This window comes from uncultured Amnibacterium sp., from assembly GCF_964250715.1.
GTDB lineage: Bacteria > Actinomycetota > Actinomycetes > Actinomycetales > Microbacteriaceae > Amnibacterium.
In genome coordinates, this window is record NZ_CAXUGX010000009.1 from 49,765 (window position 1) to 62,932 (window position 13,168).

Genomic DNA, 13,168 nt, shown 5'->3' on the forward strand with positions numbered 1-13,168 from the left:
GGACGCGAGCGTCCGATGTGGCGGCGAGCAGGAAGGGTCACCTGGGCGCGACGCTGCCCGTCATCGGCGCACCCTTCGCGCGTGAGGCGAAGCAGTAGCCGGTCGTGTCGCCCGACCGCCACTGGTCTTCCGTCGGATAGCTGAAGGCGGTCTGCAGGTCGCTGTAGCGGGCGGCACTCGACAGGGTCACGGCGTCGACGCCGCTGCACGACAGCGAGAGCGTCGCGATCAAGGCCGCCGACCCCGGGTACTCGACGCCTTCCAACTCGACGCGGCGGGTCAGCTGCCCTGCATGCCTGCCGGAGCATGCGACCACCGTATAGGTGGCCTGCCACGGCGACTCGTAGGGGTCGAGGCACTCGCCGCCGAGCAATGCCTGCCAGGGGTGTACGCCGGCCGCGATCGGCCCGACGGATGATGTCGGAGCCGGAGTCGACGGCGAAGCGCTCGGCGGAGGGGCGACCGTCGCCGGCGCGCTCGTGCGGACAACGGCAGGGACGGCGGCAGGGTCCGCCGCCCGAGCCGCCAAGCGGCTCCCCACGAAGAACGCCGCGAGCAGCACAGAGACCGCGATCACGGCGAGGGACGCGACGATCAGGCGCCGCTCGGCGGCACCCCGAGGTCGCGCCTGTGTCACGCCAGCCCGAGGTCGGCCAGGCCGATCGCCGCGCGGTACTCGTAGCCGGCGGCCTCGATCGCCTGGCGGGCACCCGTGTCGCGGTCGACGACCACGGCGACGCCCGCGATGACCGCCCCCACCGTTTCGAGCGCCGCGATGGCGGCCAGCGGCGACCCGCCGGTGGTCGAGGTGTCCTCCACCACGATCACGCGCTTGCCGTCCAGATCCGGACCCTCCACCTGCCGGCCGCGACCGTGGTCCTTCGGCTGCTTGCGGACGACGAACGCGTCCACCGCGACGCCACGCGCGGCGCCCTGGTGCAGGATCGCGGCGGCGATCGGATCGGCGCCCATCGTCAGGCCGCCGACCGCGGCGACATCCGGCACGTCCGCGATCAGGTCGAGCATCACCTGGCCGATCAGGGGAGCGACCCGATGATCCAGGCTGACCCGGCGCAGGTCCACGTAATAGGAGGCCTTGCGGCCGGAGGTCAGCGTGAAGTCGCCGTGGAAGACCGCCGAGTCGGCGATAGCGGCGATCAGCTGGTCGCGGGTGTCGGGCACGCCCCAATGCTACGAACGCGACCGCTCCCGACCGCTCCGCCGCTCAGGAAGCCCCCTCGCGCGTCAGGAACGCCGTGATCGCGTCCCGGGCGGGCGCGGCCTCGGGAATGGGCATCAGCGGAAAGTTGTGCAGCAGCCCCGTTCGCTCCAGCAGCTCGACTTGGCCGCCGGCCGCCTGCAGCGCCGCAGCCAGCCGACGTGCGTCGGGGTTCAGCACGTCGCGGGTGCCGGTCAGGATCAGAACGGGTCCGAGTCCGATCAACGGGCCGTGGATGGGGCTGGCCCGCCGGTCGTTCGGGCCGAGCGATCCAGCGTAGGCGGAGCCCGCAGCGCGCAGGCCGGGCGGGGCGAGCCACGGGTCCAGTGCGGCCGCAGCGGGTACCGCGGGATCGGACAGCGTCGCATCGACCCAGGGCGACGACAGCACCAAAGGGATGCCCCCGTGGCCGCGCAGCCGCAGCTCCTGCGCCACGGCGAGCGCCATCCCGCCACCGGCCGAGTCGCCGCCGAGCGCCAGGGGACCGTGCTCCGGCAGCTCGGCGCTCGGCTCCGCGTCGAGTAGTTCGGCGACCAGATCGGCGGCGGTGGGGACGGTCTGCTCCGCCCGACCCTCCGGTGCGAGCGGATAGCGCGGAACCAGCACGCGCCGCCCGGAGCGCACGGCGAGGTCGGCCAGGAACGTCCAGTGCTGGGCAGCGAGGTCGAACACGTACCCACCGCCATGCAGCCACACGAGCGAGCCCACGGAGTGCCGGTCCTGCGGCTCGAGCACCCACACCGGCCAACCCTGCCGGTGTTCGGCCCGGGTACGCACCCCGCGCAGCCGCTTCGGCGCGGGCGAGGACTCGGCCGGCCGACGGTCGATCGCCCGCTGCAGCGCCTCCGGCGAGCGCCAGCGACGCTGGGCGCCCGTTGCCCGCAGGAAGGCCTCGACGCCCCGCGCCCGCATGCTCACCACACGCGTCAGCGTGCCGCATCCACGCTCCGCCGTCGTGGACACGCCCAGCCGGCTCGTTCCGCGGAGTTCGTGGTGCGCGACCGTATGACCTGTGACAGCCAACGAGTCGTCGTTGTATAGAACATGACTTCTATTGCTTGGGCTCTTCCTGTGATAGAGTGTAGAACATGGAGCGGGTACCGTCGTCGGATGAGCCTGCCGACGACGGGTCGGGCGGCGGACCGGGCGACTCCACTCCGGTGCGGCCGAACGGTACGGACCTGGATGCCCGCGAGGCTCTGTTCACCTCGGCGCTGGAGCAGGCGGATCGGGTAGCCAACATGGCCGAGGCGGTCCGTCTGCAGGTGATGCTGGCCGGGTTCGACGCGATGCTGCTGGAGGAGCAAGCCGAGACCGGGCGAGCACTGCGGCCGGACGATGCCGCCGTGCGGGCGTTCTGCCTCCACCAGGCGAACGTGCTCCGCGTCTCCCGGCATGCGGTCGAACATCGCATCGACGACGGCCGGACCGTGCGGGAGAAGCTCCCCACCACCTGGGCGGTGTTCCTCGAAGGACTCGCCTCCGAAGAAGCCATCCGAGCCGCCGCCCGCCAGACCACCGGACTGAAGGCGGAAGCACTCGCCGAGTTCGATGCCAAAGCCGCCGACCTCGTCCAGACGGTGAAGCCGACCACCGTCGAGAAGCAGCTCGGGCTCCTGCGGGACCGGCTCGACCCGGACGGGGCGATTCAACGCCACGAACAGGCAGCGACCCGACGGTGGGTCAGCGCCCGACCCGACAGCGACGGGATGGCCGTCCTGGAAGTGCACTCCACCGCCATCGATATCGCAGCCATGTACGACGGGATCCGACAGGCGGCCGTCGACCTGCACGGGCGGGACGGGGAATGCCGCACCCTCGGACAACTCATGGCCGACGTCGCCACCGACGTCGTCCTCCACGGCATCGCCGTCCCCGCACCCGAGACGACCGACCCCGCCTATCCGATGGAACGCATCGGGACCCTGAAGGCACCCCACCGGAAGGCGGTGCAGGCGACGGTCCTCCTCGTCGTGCCGGCGGACACCGCGACCGGTGCCGGGAACGCACCCGCAGACCTGGCGGGGATGGGCGCGATCGATGCGGAGACCACCCGACAGCTCATCGCACACACCCGCAGCTGGACCCGCGTCGAAGTCGACCCCATCGACGACTCCATCCTCGGTATCGATTCGCATGACCGGTACATCCCGGCCGGGTTGAAGAAACTTCTCCACCTGCGCAGCCCCTCCTGCGTCGGCGACGACTGCGGACTGCCCGCCCACCGGGCAGACATCGACCACGTGATCCGGGTCGAACACGACGGACGGACCCGACACGACAACCTGCAGATCCTCTGTCGGAAGAGTCACCAGATGAAAGACGAGGGGTACTTCGACGTCCAGACCCTCCCCGACGGGACCATCCGCTGGCACGACAAATGGGGCGGCAACCGGATCACCCGACCAGACCTCACCGTCAAGACACGCGCACCCGCCCCGCTCCCCGACGACCCGCCCTTCTAACCCGGGACGACCGGGCCCCGCTACTCGACGCCGCGCCATCGACACCTATCGAGAACCTCGGGAACCGGCCGTCTAGCGTTGGCATATGCGTGTCGCGACCTGGAACGTGAACTCCATCCGGGCCAGAGCGGCCCGGGTCACCGACTGGCTGCAGCGGGCGGACATCGACGTGCTCGGCATGCAGGAGATCAAGTGCCGCGACGACCAGTTCCCCCACGAGGCCTTCGCGGCGGCCGGATACGAGGTCGAGACGCACGGGTACAACCAGTGGAACGGGGTGGCCTTCGCCAGCCGCATCGGCTTCGACGCGGTCGCCCGCGACTTTCCGGGTATGCCCGGCTTCGGCAAGCCGTTACCGGACGGCAGTCTGCCGCTGGAGGCCCGGGCCATGGCGGTCACGTGCGGCGGGGTCCGCCTGTGGAGCCTCTACGTGCCGAACGGCCGGGAGTTGGACAATCCGCACTACCCGTACAAGTTGGAGTGGCTCGCCCGGCTGGCGGACGACACGCGCTCGACGCTCGCGGCCGATTCCACCACTCCGCTCGCCCTGATGGGTGACTGGAACATCGCACCCCTCGATGCCGACGTGTGGGACCCGGCGGTGTTCGAGGGCGCGACCCACGTGTCCGCACCGGAACGCGCCGCCTTCGCGGCGTTCGAGTCGCTCGGCCTGGCGGACGTCGTTCGGCCCCTCGTCCCCACCGGGTACACCTACTGGGACTACAAGCAGCTGCGGTTCCCCCGCAACGAGGGCATGCGCATCGACTTCGTGCTCGGCTCGCCCGCGTTCGTCGACCTGGTGACCGGAGCCGAGATCGTGCGTGCCGAACGCAAGGGCGAGGCCCCGAGCGACCACGTGCCGGTGGTGGTCGAGATCGACACGGACTCGCCGCTCGACGACGACCGGCCGATGATCTTCTGACCGTGGCCGTGCGCCCACCGGTGTATCGCGTCATGACCGTCTGCACCGGCAACATCTGCCGCTCCCCCATCGCCGAAGCGGTGCTGCGCGACCGCTTCGAGTCGGCGGGACTCGGCGACTCCGTGCAGGTGGACTCCACCGGCGTCTCGGGCGAGGAGTCGGGCAACCCCATCGACCCGCGGGCGGCGGCCGTGCTGCGCGGCGCCGGCTACCCCGTCCCCGCCCACCGCGCCCGACAGGTGCGGCGGAGCGAGATCGGCGAGCGCGACCTGATCCTGGCGATGACCGCGCGGCACGCCCAGGTGCTGCGCGCTCTGGCGTCGGACGACCGTGCGGCGTCCCGCATCCGCATGTACCGCTCGTTCGACCCGGCAGCGCAGGCCGCCGGCGGATCGGCGGATCAGGCGGAGGCACGGCTGGACGTGCGGGACCCCTGGTACGGGGACGAGAAGGACTTCGAGGCGACGCTGGCCCAGGTGGAGGCAGCGGCGGACGCGATCGTGGACCACGTGCGTGCCGAATTGAACGCCCCCGCCGGCTGAGGCAAGTCTCGCCGGGCGCGGTCCGCGTTAGGACGGGACGAGCAGGACAGAGACGACCAACAGCACCGGCAGCGCGCCGAGGGTCGTCAGCAAGCCGGTGTCGCGGGCCAGCACCACGCCGGTGTCGTACTGGCTGGCGTAGTTGAGCACGTTCTGCGCGGTCGGCAAGGCGGCCAGCACGACCGCGACATGCAGCTGCACGGCGTCGAGGCGCAACAGGAACGCGCCGATCACGTATGCCGCGACCGGCATTACCAGCAGCTTGCAGGCCGTGGCCACCAGCACGTCCCGCCGCCCGCTGCCGGGCGCCAGCACGCGGCTGCCGTGCAGCGACATGCCGAACGCCAGCAGCATCAGCGGCACCGACGCTCCGCCCAGGATGCGCAGCGGCGCGAGGACCGGTGCCGGGATATGCAGGTGCACCACGGCGACCAGCAGACCGAGCAGCACGGCGACCAGCAGGGGCGTGCGCAGCGACACCAGCACGGTGCGACCGAGCGACGAGCCGGGCTGCGTGCTGGCTTGCAGCACGACGAGGCCGACCGGCGCGAACAGCACCAGCTGCAGCAAGATGATCGGGGCGGAGTAGGCGGCGTTGCCGAGCACGTACACCGCCACCGGCAGCCCGATGTTATTCGCATTCACATAGCCCGCCGCGAAGCCGCTGATGGCGAGGGTCGCCGTGTTCCGCCGCCAGACGAAGCGGCCGATCAGAACGGCGACCGCAGCGGACACGATCGCGGCCAGGGCCGAGACGACCAGCAGGGGCGAGAAGAGCACCCGCGTATCCGCGGTCGCGAGCACCGTGAACAGCAGGGCGGGCGTCGCGACGAAGAACACCAGGCGGTTCATCACCCTCCCGGCACCTTCGCCGATCAAGTCGCTTCGGCCGAGCGCGTAACCGACCGCGATCACCACGCCGATGATCGCGAACCCTTCCAGCACCCCGCCCACGCCACCATCCTTCTCCGTCGGGCGGCCCGCGACGCCGGCGGGCGACGCGGTACCGTCGGCGCGTGACGACCCTCGACGGGCGGCGACCGGCCAGGGTGCGCCGCACCTGGGACCTGGCGTTGACGATCGTGCTGCTCGTCGCGATGGTCGCGGTGGCGGTCGTCGCCGCCCTGGTCGGGGTCTTCCTGGTCTTCCTGACCGACTCCTGCGGGACCGTCGGACGCTGCAACGACGCGGCCGTCACCTCCGGCGTGCTGACCGGCGCGATCGGACCACTCGTCGTTGCGGCTCTCGCGATCCTCATCGCGGTCGTCCGCCTGGTCCGTCGACGGCTGGCCTTCTGGGTACCGGTCGTCGGATTCGCGGTGATCGTTGCAGTCTTGGCCGCCGGCTACATGCTGACCTCCTCCGGCGTTCCCGGCTTCCAGGCCTGACTCTCGACGCACCATTCGTGCACGATGAGCAATGACGCGCACCACCGTTGTAGGAACGGGTCGCTAGGCGCCCGATATCGTCGTTTCTTCCGTGTTGGAGGAGGAGCCGCATGACCATGCTGGAGCAGGTGTCGATCGATGCAGCGCAGCTGGACTGGCTGGCTTTGAAGGACGCGGTCACCGCCTTCCAGCGGCTGCAGCAGCGCGACGGCGCTCTCGCGCCCGACGCAGATCGGGCGGCCGCCCGCGACCTGATCGGGCAGGTGCGAGACGGGGTCGGTGCGCTCGCACCCGCGTTCCCCCACGATGCCGGCTACCTCGCCGCGCTCGACGACGACCTCGCCGCCTGGGCCGCCTCCGGCTTCGGTGTGCCGGACTTCCGCTCCTCCCTCGGTGCCTTCCACCCGCAGCGAGACCGCGTCGACGGTCTGCGCCACCTGGTCGTCTTCCCCATGACCACCCAGAACGGCAGCCCCGACCGGCTGCTGGAAGCGCTGCTCGTCGACGTGCTGTGGCCCGAGTTCATCGACGAGCTGGAGCGTGACCGCTACACCAACGGCCTGTTCGTGCCCGTCCGCTTCGTCGACTTCACGGACGGCTACGACACGAATTCCGCGGTGCTGTTCCCCGAGACGATCGCGATGAAGGAACTGATCCCGTTCACCTGGGGCGCGATCTTCGCCGATCGCGAGGCGGTGCGCTTCCGCCGCGTGGTGGCAGCGGCGACCGCCATCACCAAGCTGGAGCTGCCGGCGGATGCGCGGCGCCTGCTGGACGACCAGGCCCTCGCGGAGCGCACGTTCGTGCTGTGGGACCTGATCCACGACCGCACGCACATGCGCGGAGACCTGCCGTTCGACCCGTTCATGATCAAGCAGCGCATGCCGTACTTCCTGTACTCGCTCGAGGAGCTGCGCTGCGACCTGACCGCGTTCCGCGCCGCGGTCGAGCTGGCGCGCGACGGCGCCGTCGATCCGGTCACCCGGGACCATGCGCGGCTGGCGCAGTACACGATCCTGTTCGACCGCATCTTCCGCTTCCCGCTGACCGGCACGCGGGTGCGCAACTACGACGGGCTGGGCGGCCAACTGCTGTTCGCCTGGCTGCACCGGCGCGGCGTGCTGCACTGGACCGACACCCGGCTCGCGCTCGACTGGGACGCGCTGCCGGACACGGTCGTGGCCCTCTCGGACGCGATCGACGAGCTGTATTGGGCGTCCATCGACCGGCCGAAGACCGCGCACTGGCTCGCCGCCTACGAGTTGATCCGGGCGACGCTCACCCCTCACCCCGCCTCCCGCTGGGCGCGCGGACTGCCCGACGAGGTACTCGCCGGCGCCCCGAAGGGGTTCACCGACGCGGTGCTGGACGACGAGTTCCCGCTGTCGATGTTCTACGAGGCGCTGGCGAAGAAGCTACGCCCGACGATCGACTCGACCTTGGGCATCACCGCCATCACCTGACGATCGTCAGCATCGGCGGGCAGGCGTCTCAGGCGTTCTCGCGGCGGAAGACCGTGGTGCCCCACCAGCCGGCGAGTGCGAAAACCGCGACCGCCCAGAAGGCGCCCCACCAGACGGTCGAATCGAAGGTGCCGGTGAAGACCGCGCGGATGCCGTCGACCACGTGCTTGAAGGGCACGATGTTCGACAGCGTCATCAGCCACTCCGGCGCCCGCGTCATCGGCAGCAGGATGCCCGAGAGCAGCAGCACCGGCAGCGCGATGCTGTTCAGCAGCGGTGCCAGCACGTCCTCGCTCTTCGTGATCAGACCGATCGCATTCGAGACGCACGCGCAGGCGGCGCCGAGCAGCACGGTGAGAACGACCCCGAACAGGATGCCGCCCACCGCGGCACGCAGACCGAAGGCGAAGCCGAGCAGCACCAGCACGATCGACTGCACCAGCAGTTGGACCGCGTTCAGCAGGACGCGGCCGAACAGCAGGGCCGTCCGCGAGGCGGGTGTCACCCGCTCGGCCTCGATCACCCCGGCCCGCCACTCCGCCACGAGCCCGAACCCGGTGAACAGCGCACCGAACAGGCCCAACTGCACCAGCAGCCCGGGTACGAACAGGGTGTAGGCGTTGTCCGAACCGAACGTTCTGGCCAGGGGCTCCAGCAGCGGCCCGAACAGGGACAGGTACAGGATCGGCTGCACCAGACCGATGATCACCCATGCGGGATTGCGCAGCGCGATGCGCAACTGGCGACGGAAGACGATGAACATCTCTCGGAAGAAGGTCATCAGGCGTCCTCTCGAAGGGATCGGCCGGTCACGGTGAGGAACACGTCGTCGAGCGTCGGCCGTCGCACCTCGATGGCGGCGAGCACCACTCCGGCGTCGTCCAGCGCTCGAACCAGCCGCGGCAGCCGGGCGCCGACGTCGCGCACCCGCGCCGAGACGTGCAGGTCGTCGACCCTGGGCGCGTCGTCCGGGTCCGCGTCCGTCAGCGCGACCATGGCAGCTGCGACCTGGTCGGGCGCGGTCACGGTCAACTCGACGAGGTCGCCGGAGATCTGCGACTTGAGCGCATCGGGAGTGTCGGAGGCGACGATCCGACCCCGGTCGATGACCAGGATGCGATCGCACAGGGCGTCGGCCTCGTCGAGGTAGTGCGTCGTCAGGAAGATCGTCGCTCCGCGGTCGGTGCGGAGGGCCGAGATGTGCTCCCAGAGGTTCGCGCGGGCCTGGGGATCGAGGCCGGTCGTGGGCTCGTCGAGGAACACCAGTCGCGGGTCGTGGACGAGGCCCATCGCGATGTCGAGCCGCCGGCGCTGGCCGCCGCTCATCGCGCGCGGCTTGCGCTCCCATAACCCGTCCAGCTCGAGCTGCGCGAACAGCTCCTTCGCCCTCGTCGTCGCGACGTCGCGGGAGACGCCGTAGAGCATCCCGTGATCGACGACCTCTTCACCGGCTCGGGCCTCGGGCCCGGTCGATCCGCTCTGCGAGACGTACCCGATCGCACGGCGGACGGCGACCGGGTCCTTCGCGACGTCGTGGCCGGCGACCACGGCCGTGCCGGAGGTCGGCTTCAACAGCGTGGTCAGCATGCGCAGCGTCGTGGTCTTGCCGGCGCCGTTCGGGCCGAGGAAGCCGACGATCTCGCCCTCGTCCACGGTCAGGTCGACCCCGTCGACGGCGACGACCTCGGTCTTCTGCTTGCCACCGCGCGACGTGAACGCCTTGGTGAGCCCCTGGACTTCGATCATGCGGCCTCCTGTCCGACATCGATCATGCAGGACGGGTGACCTGGCCCCGAGCAGCCTGCCGGGTGCTGGGAGACTGGGGCGGTGAGACTGCACGATCCCGACAGCCGGACCTTCGCCTCCGACAACTACGCCGGCGCCCTGCCCGAGGTGCTCGCCGCCATCGCCGACGCGAACGGCGGGCACCAGATCTCCTACGGGGAGGACGTGTACACCGCGCGGCTCGGTGAAACGGTGCGGGCCGAGTTCGGTCCGCACGCCGAGGTCTTCCCGGTGTTCAACGGCACCGGCGCGAACGTCGTCGCACTGACAGGGCTGCTACCGCGGTGGGGTGCGGTGATCGCCACCGGGTCGGCGCACATCCACACCGACGAGGGCGGCGCACCGGAGCGGGTCAGCGGGCTGAAGCTGCTGGTCGTCCCGCACCAGAACGGCAAGCTGACGCCCGAGGCGATCGAGACGGAGGCGTGGGGCTACGGCGACGAGCACCGCGCGCAGCCCCTGGCGGTATCCATCACGCAGAGCTCGGAGCTCGGCACCGTCTACACGCCGGCCGAGGTGCGCGCCGTCGCCGACTTCGCCCACGAGCGCGGCATGGCCGTGCACATGGACGGTGCGCGCATCTGGAACGCTGCCGCCGCGCTGAATATGCCGTTCGCGGCATTCACCACGGAGGCGGGCGTGGACGTGCTCAGTCTGGGCGGGACCAAGAACGGCCTGCTCGGGGCGGAGGCGATCGTCGTGATCGATCCGGACCGGGTGGACGGCCTGACCTACCTGCGCAAGCTGAGCATGCAGCTCTCCAGCAAGATGCGGTTCGCGAGCGCGCAGCTGCTGGCGCTGTTCGAGGACGGCGTCGGCCTGCGCGCCGCCCGCCATGCGAACGCGATGGCCGCGCGGCTCCGCTCCGGTGTCGAAGACCTGCCGGGCATCGCCTTCAGCACGCCGACGCAGGCGAACTCGATCTTCGCCGAGCTGGATCCGGCGGCTGCCGACCGGGTGCGGACGCGGTACCCGTTCTACGACTGGGACCGCGCCCGGCGACAGGTGCGCTGGATGTGCGCATTCGACACCACCGAGGCCGACGTGGACGGCTTCGTCGCCGCGGTCCGCGAGGCGCTGGCCCAGCCGGTGCTCGCATGAACGACACCGGCATCACCGACCCCGACGTGACCGGTACCGACACGACCGGCCGCCTCGCCGCCGGTGCCGCCCTCATCGTGATCGACGTGCAGCGCGGATTCGAGCAGCTCGGTCCCCGAGACAATCCGGACTGCGAGGCGAACGTGGCCGCGCTGCTGGCGGAGTGGCGGCGCCGGGGCGAACCGATCGTCATCGTGCAGCACGACTCCGACGAACCCGGCTCACCCCTGGCGCCCGGCGATCCGGGGCACGAGCTGAAGGACGTCGTAACCGGCGACGCAGACCTGCGCGTGCACAAGCGGGTGCACTCGGCGTTCCACGGGGATCCGGACCTGCACGGGTGGCTGCAGAGCCGCGGCCTGACGGCGATCGCGATCTGCGGGATCCAGACGAACGCGTGCTGCGAGACGACGGCGCGGGTGGGGTCGGACCTTGGCTACGACGTCACCTTCGTGCTCGACGCGATGCACACCCTGGACAAGGAGGGCCCCGACGGGGTGACCGTCTCCGCCGCGGAGCAGTCGCGCGCCACCGGCATCGCCCTGCACGAGGAGTTCGCGACAGTGGTCCGCACAGCGGACCTGCTCACCGCCTGACCACGACCCGAGCCGAGCCGGTTGACTGGTTCAAGTGAGTAGAATAATCCGTATAAGAGTACGAGCAACGCGTGGAAGGGAGCTCACGATGGCCATGGAACTCCTCGACAGTCTGGTCGGGGCGACGGAGTTCAGTCGAAACCCCCGCCCGTACATCGACCGCGCGAGTGATGGCGAGTCGATCGTGATCCTGAAGGGCAGCAGGCCCACGGCGGTTCTCATCGACATCCAGACCGGCCGCAGACTCGACCACCTCGACTCGCTCGAAGACGATCTGCGGCTGCTCGCCGTCGCACTCGTCCGCATGGCTGCGGACAGCGGCAAGCGCTACGACCTCGACGATGTGCTGGGCGAGCTCGGAATCGAACTCGACGACGAGGACGACGGAGACGGCGAGGACAACGAGGACTGATCATGGCTCGGGTGGTGCTGACCGAGGATGCACGGGACGACTTGCGCGCACTCGACGGAGCGACACAGAAGATCGTGGCGAAGGGGCTCAAGAAGCTCGAATCCGAGCCCGAGAAGCGTGGCGCACCGCTCGGTGCCAATGCGGCCTCCGACCTGACCGGCCTGCGCAAGCTGGTTGTCGGCGACCGCTCCCACCGGATCATCTACCGGGTCGAGAAGGACGGCTCCGTCTGCGTCGTGTGGGTCATCGGCAAGCGGGCGGACGGCGAGGTCTATGACCTGGCGAAGACCCGTGCCGCGCGATATACGAAGGATCCGGAGATGGCGAAGCGCCTCGCGAGACTGCTCGACACCGCGTTCGAGCGGAGCGGTAGTGGATCAGCGGAGTAGATGCAGCGCGCCGGTGCCGAGCGCGCCCGCGTCCCGCTGACCCGGTCCAGCGCGGCGCGCCCCGCGGGCCTCCGCCTGACCCCGCGCGACGATGCGGATGTGATGGGCATCAACCACGCCACCAGCGGCGCCGCGGTGTGGCTGGCGACGACCGCCGCGCTGCCCATGCTGGGCACCGACATCTACCCGCTCGATCCTGCCGGCGCGCTGTCGGGGTCGCTCGTCTGCGCCGGAGCCGCACTGCTGCCCGACGCCGATCATCACAGCGCCACCATCGCCCACTCCGTCCCGCTGCTCGGCGGAGTGGTGACCGGAGAGATCGGCAGCCTGTCGGGAGGCCATCGGCACGGAGCGCACACCCTGCTCGCCGCCGCGCTCGTCACGGCCGCCGCCGTCGCGCTCGGCCGGATCCTCACGCCCGTGCCGCTGCTCGGCACCGTGGCGCTCGGTCCGGCGATCGCGACCGTGCCACTGGTCTGCTTCGCCGTGAAGGCGCGCGACTTCGTCTCGAACTGGGCGACCGCGTGGCTGCTCGGCCTGGTCGCGGGCCTGCTGGTGCTGATCTTCTCGCCGGACTCGACGATCTGGTTCCCGATCGCGATCGGGCTGGGCTTCGTCGCGCACATCGCCGGGGACCTGCTGACCGTGGAGGGCGTTCCCGCGCCCACCTGGCCGATCCAGGTCAAGCCGCCTCGCACCTGGCGCAGGACGCCGATCCTGAACCACCTGTGGAAGCGAAACGGCTACTTCTCGCTCCCCCTGCTCGGCCACGCCGGCTCGATCCGCGAGCACGCCTTCGGCGTCCTGCTCGGCCTGTACTGCATCTACGGGTTCGCGGAAGTCGTGATGCGGGCCGCCGGCCTGCACCTCGCGATCGCCTGAGCCG

Annotated in this window: 15 protein-coding genes and 1 pseudogene; 10 read left to right on the forward strand and 6 right to left on the reverse strand. The window is 70.4% G+C overall.

The window, feature by feature from the left end; genetic code table 11:
• Nucleotides 1-37: 37 nt before the first annotated feature.
• The 3 genes from ACFE7H_RS09980 to ACFE7H_RS09990 are packed head-to-tail and all read right to left on the reverse strand — an operon-like array spanning nucleotide 38 to nucleotide 2,131.
• A complete protein-coding gene (locus ACFE7H_RS09980; RefSeq protein WP_375401083.1) occupies nucleotides 38-637 on the reverse strand; it encodes a septum formation family protein in 600 nt (199 codons plus the stop codon).
• Nucleotides 634-1,182, reverse strand: a complete 549-nt coding sequence (pyrE, locus tag ACFE7H_RS09985; protein ID WP_375401084.1) for an orotate phosphoribosyltransferase — start codon at nucleotides 1,180-1,182, stop codon at nucleotides 634-636. The genes ACFE7H_RS09980 and pyrE overlap by 4 nt, the downstream gene beginning before the upstream one ends.
• 43 nt (nucleotides 1,183-1,225) lie before the next feature.
• Nucleotides 1,226-2,131, reverse strand: coding sequence for an alpha/beta hydrolase fold domain-containing protein (locus ACFE7H_RS09990; RefSeq protein ID WP_375401171.1), 906 nt, complete (start codon nucleotides 2,129-2,131; stop codon nucleotides 1,226-1,228).
• Between the two features lie 176 nt (nucleotides 2,132-2,307).
• On the opposite strand from ACFE7H_RS09990, the gene ACFE7H_RS09995 reads away from it, so the two are divergent.
• From ACFE7H_RS09995 to ACFE7H_RS10005, 3 genes are all read left to right on the forward strand, one after another.
• Complete coding sequence (locus ACFE7H_RS09995) at nucleotides 2,308-3,684, forward strand: DUF222 domain-containing protein (RefSeq protein WP_375401085.1); 1,377 nt, start codon at nucleotides 2,308-2,310, stop codon at nucleotides 3,682-3,684.
• 85 nt (nucleotides 3,685-3,769) lie between these two features.
• Nucleotides 3,770-4,606 carry an exodeoxyribonuclease III gene (locus tag ACFE7H_RS10000; protein WP_375401086.1) on the forward strand — a complete coding sequence of 279 codons (837 nt, stop codon included), beginning with the start codon at nucleotides 3,770-3,772 and terminating at the stop codon, nucleotides 4,604-4,606.
• 32 nt (nucleotides 4,607-4,638) lie between these two features.
• Nucleotides 4,639-5,148, forward strand: a complete 510-nt coding sequence (locus ACFE7H_RS10005; RefSeq protein WP_375401172.1) for a low molecular weight protein-tyrosine-phosphatase — start codon at nucleotides 4,639-4,641, stop codon at nucleotides 5,146-5,148.
• 27 nt (nucleotides 5,149-5,175) lie between these two features.
• On the opposite strand, the gene ACFE7H_RS10010 is transcribed toward ACFE7H_RS10005, so the two are convergent.
• On the reverse strand, nucleotides 5,176-6,102 hold the full coding sequence (locus ACFE7H_RS10010; protein WP_375401087.1) for an AEC family transporter: 927 nt from the start codon (nucleotides 6,100-6,102) through the stop codon (nucleotides 5,176-5,178).
• Nucleotides 6,103-6,155: 53 nt separating this feature from the next.
• On the opposite strand from ACFE7H_RS10010, the pseudogene ACFE7H_RS10015 reads away from it, so the two are divergent.
• Both ACFE7H_RS10015 and ACFE7H_RS10020 read left to right on the forward strand, forming a co-directional pair.
• Nucleotides 6,156-6,536: pseudogene (locus tag ACFE7H_RS10015) on the forward strand (DUF6264 family protein); the annotation flags it as partial.
• A gap of 110 nt (nucleotides 6,537-6,646) precedes the next feature.
• Nucleotides 6,647-7,999 (forward strand): DUF6421 family protein, encoded by a 1,353-nt coding sequence (locus tag ACFE7H_RS10020; RefSeq protein ID WP_375401088.1) that lies wholly within the window; start codon nucleotides 6,647-6,649, stop codon nucleotides 7,997-7,999.
• 28 nt (nucleotides 8,000-8,027) lie between these two features.
• Here the strand turns inward: ACFE7H_RS10020 and ACFE7H_RS10025 are convergent, their stop codons facing one another.
• Nucleotides 8,028-8,780 carry an ABC transporter permease gene (locus ACFE7H_RS10025; protein ID WP_375401089.1) on the reverse strand — a complete coding sequence of 251 codons (753 nt, stop codon included), beginning with the start codon at nucleotides 8,778-8,780 and terminating at the stop codon, nucleotides 8,028-8,030.
• Nucleotides 8,780-9,745 carry an ATP-binding cassette domain-containing protein gene (locus ACFE7H_RS10030; protein ID WP_375401090.1) on the reverse strand — a complete coding sequence of 322 codons (966 nt, stop codon included), beginning with the start codon at nucleotides 9,743-9,745 and terminating at the stop codon, nucleotides 8,780-8,782. Before ACFE7H_RS10030 ends, ACFE7H_RS10025 begins: the two co-directional genes overlap by 1 nt.
• Before the next feature lie 81 nt (nucleotides 9,746-9,826).
• Between ACFE7H_RS10030 and ACFE7H_RS10035 the strand changes: the two genes are divergently transcribed.
• The 5 genes from ACFE7H_RS10035 (at nucleotide 9,827) to ACFE7H_RS10055 (ending at nucleotide 13,164) form a co-directional block, all read left to right on the forward strand.
• Nucleotides 9,827-10,885 (forward strand): threonine aldolase family protein, encoded by a 1,059-nt coding sequence (locus ACFE7H_RS10035; protein ID WP_375401091.1) that lies wholly within the window; start codon nucleotides 9,827-9,829, stop codon nucleotides 10,883-10,885.
• Nucleotides 10,882-11,481, forward strand: coding sequence for an isochorismatase family protein (locus ACFE7H_RS10040; RefSeq protein WP_375401092.1), 600 nt, complete (start codon nucleotides 10,882-10,884; stop codon nucleotides 11,479-11,481). Before ACFE7H_RS10035 ends, ACFE7H_RS10040 begins: the two co-directional genes overlap by 4 nt.
• An 88-nt stretch (nucleotides 11,482-11,569) precedes the next feature.
• Nucleotides 11,570-11,893 carry a type II toxin-antitoxin system prevent-host-death family antitoxin gene (locus ACFE7H_RS10045; protein ID WP_375401093.1) on the forward strand — a complete coding sequence of 108 codons (324 nt, stop codon included), beginning with the start codon at nucleotides 11,570-11,572 and terminating at the stop codon, nucleotides 11,891-11,893.
• A gap of 2 nt (nucleotides 11,894-11,895) precedes the next feature.
• On the forward strand, nucleotides 11,896-12,282 hold the full coding sequence (locus ACFE7H_RS10050; protein WP_375401094.1) for a type II toxin-antitoxin system RelE/ParE family toxin: 387 nt from the start codon (nucleotides 11,896-11,898) through the stop codon (nucleotides 12,280-12,282).
• Nucleotides 12,283-13,164, forward strand: a complete 882-nt coding sequence (locus tag ACFE7H_RS10055) for a metal-dependent hydrolase (protein ID WP_375401095.1) — start codon at nucleotides 12,283-12,285, stop codon at nucleotides 13,162-13,164.
• Nucleotides 13,165-13,168 lie beyond the last annotated feature (4 nt).

What these genes read in the sequence shown, in the direction of transcription:
- ACFE7H_RS09990 (WP_375401171.1), bottom strand. Translation starts at nt 2,131, where the DNA reads ATGCGGGCGCGGGGCGTCGAGGCCTTCCTGCGGGCAACGGGCGCCCAG.
- ACFE7H_RS10055 (WP_375401095.1), top strand. Translation starts at nt 12,283, where the DNA reads ATGCAGCGCGCCGGTGCCGAGCGCGCCCGCGTCCCGCTGACCCGGTCC.
- ACFE7H_RS10000 (WP_375401086.1), top strand. Translation starts at nt 3,770, where the DNA reads ATGCGTGTCGCGACCTGGAACGTGAACTCCATCCGGGCCAGAGCGGCC.
- ACFE7H_RS10040 (WP_375401092.1), top strand. Translation starts at nt 10,882, where the DNA reads ATGAACGACACCGGCATCACCGACCCCGACGTGACCGGTACCGACACG.
- ACFE7H_RS10020 (WP_375401088.1), top strand. Translation starts at nt 6,647, where the DNA reads ATGACCATGCTGGAGCAGGTGTCGATCGATGCAGCGCAGCTGGACTGG.
- ACFE7H_RS09995 (WP_375401085.1), top strand. Translation starts at nt 2,308, where the DNA reads ATGGAGCGGGTACCGTCGTCGGATGAGCCTGCCGACGACGGGTCGGGC.
- ACFE7H_RS10005 (WP_375401172.1), top strand. Translation starts at nt 4,639, where the DNA reads ATGACCGTCTGCACCGGCAACATCTGCCGCTCCCCCATCGCCGAAGCG.
- ACFE7H_RS10025 (WP_375401089.1), bottom strand. Translation starts at nt 8,780, where the DNA reads ATGACCTTCTTCCGAGAGATGTTCATCGTCTTCCGTCGCCAGTTGCGC.
- ACFE7H_RS10045 (WP_375401093.1), top strand. Translation starts at nt 11,570, where the DNA reads ATGGCCATGGAACTCCTCGACAGTCTGGTCGGGGCGACGGAGTTCAGT.
- ACFE7H_RS10050 (WP_375401094.1), top strand. Translation starts at nt 11,896, where the DNA reads ATGGCTCGGGTGGTGCTGACCGAGGATGCACGGGACGACTTGCGCGCA.
- ACFE7H_RS10030 (WP_375401090.1), bottom strand. Translation starts at nt 9,745, where the DNA reads ATGATCGAAGTCCAGGGGCTCACCAAGGCGTTCACGTCGCGCGGTGGC.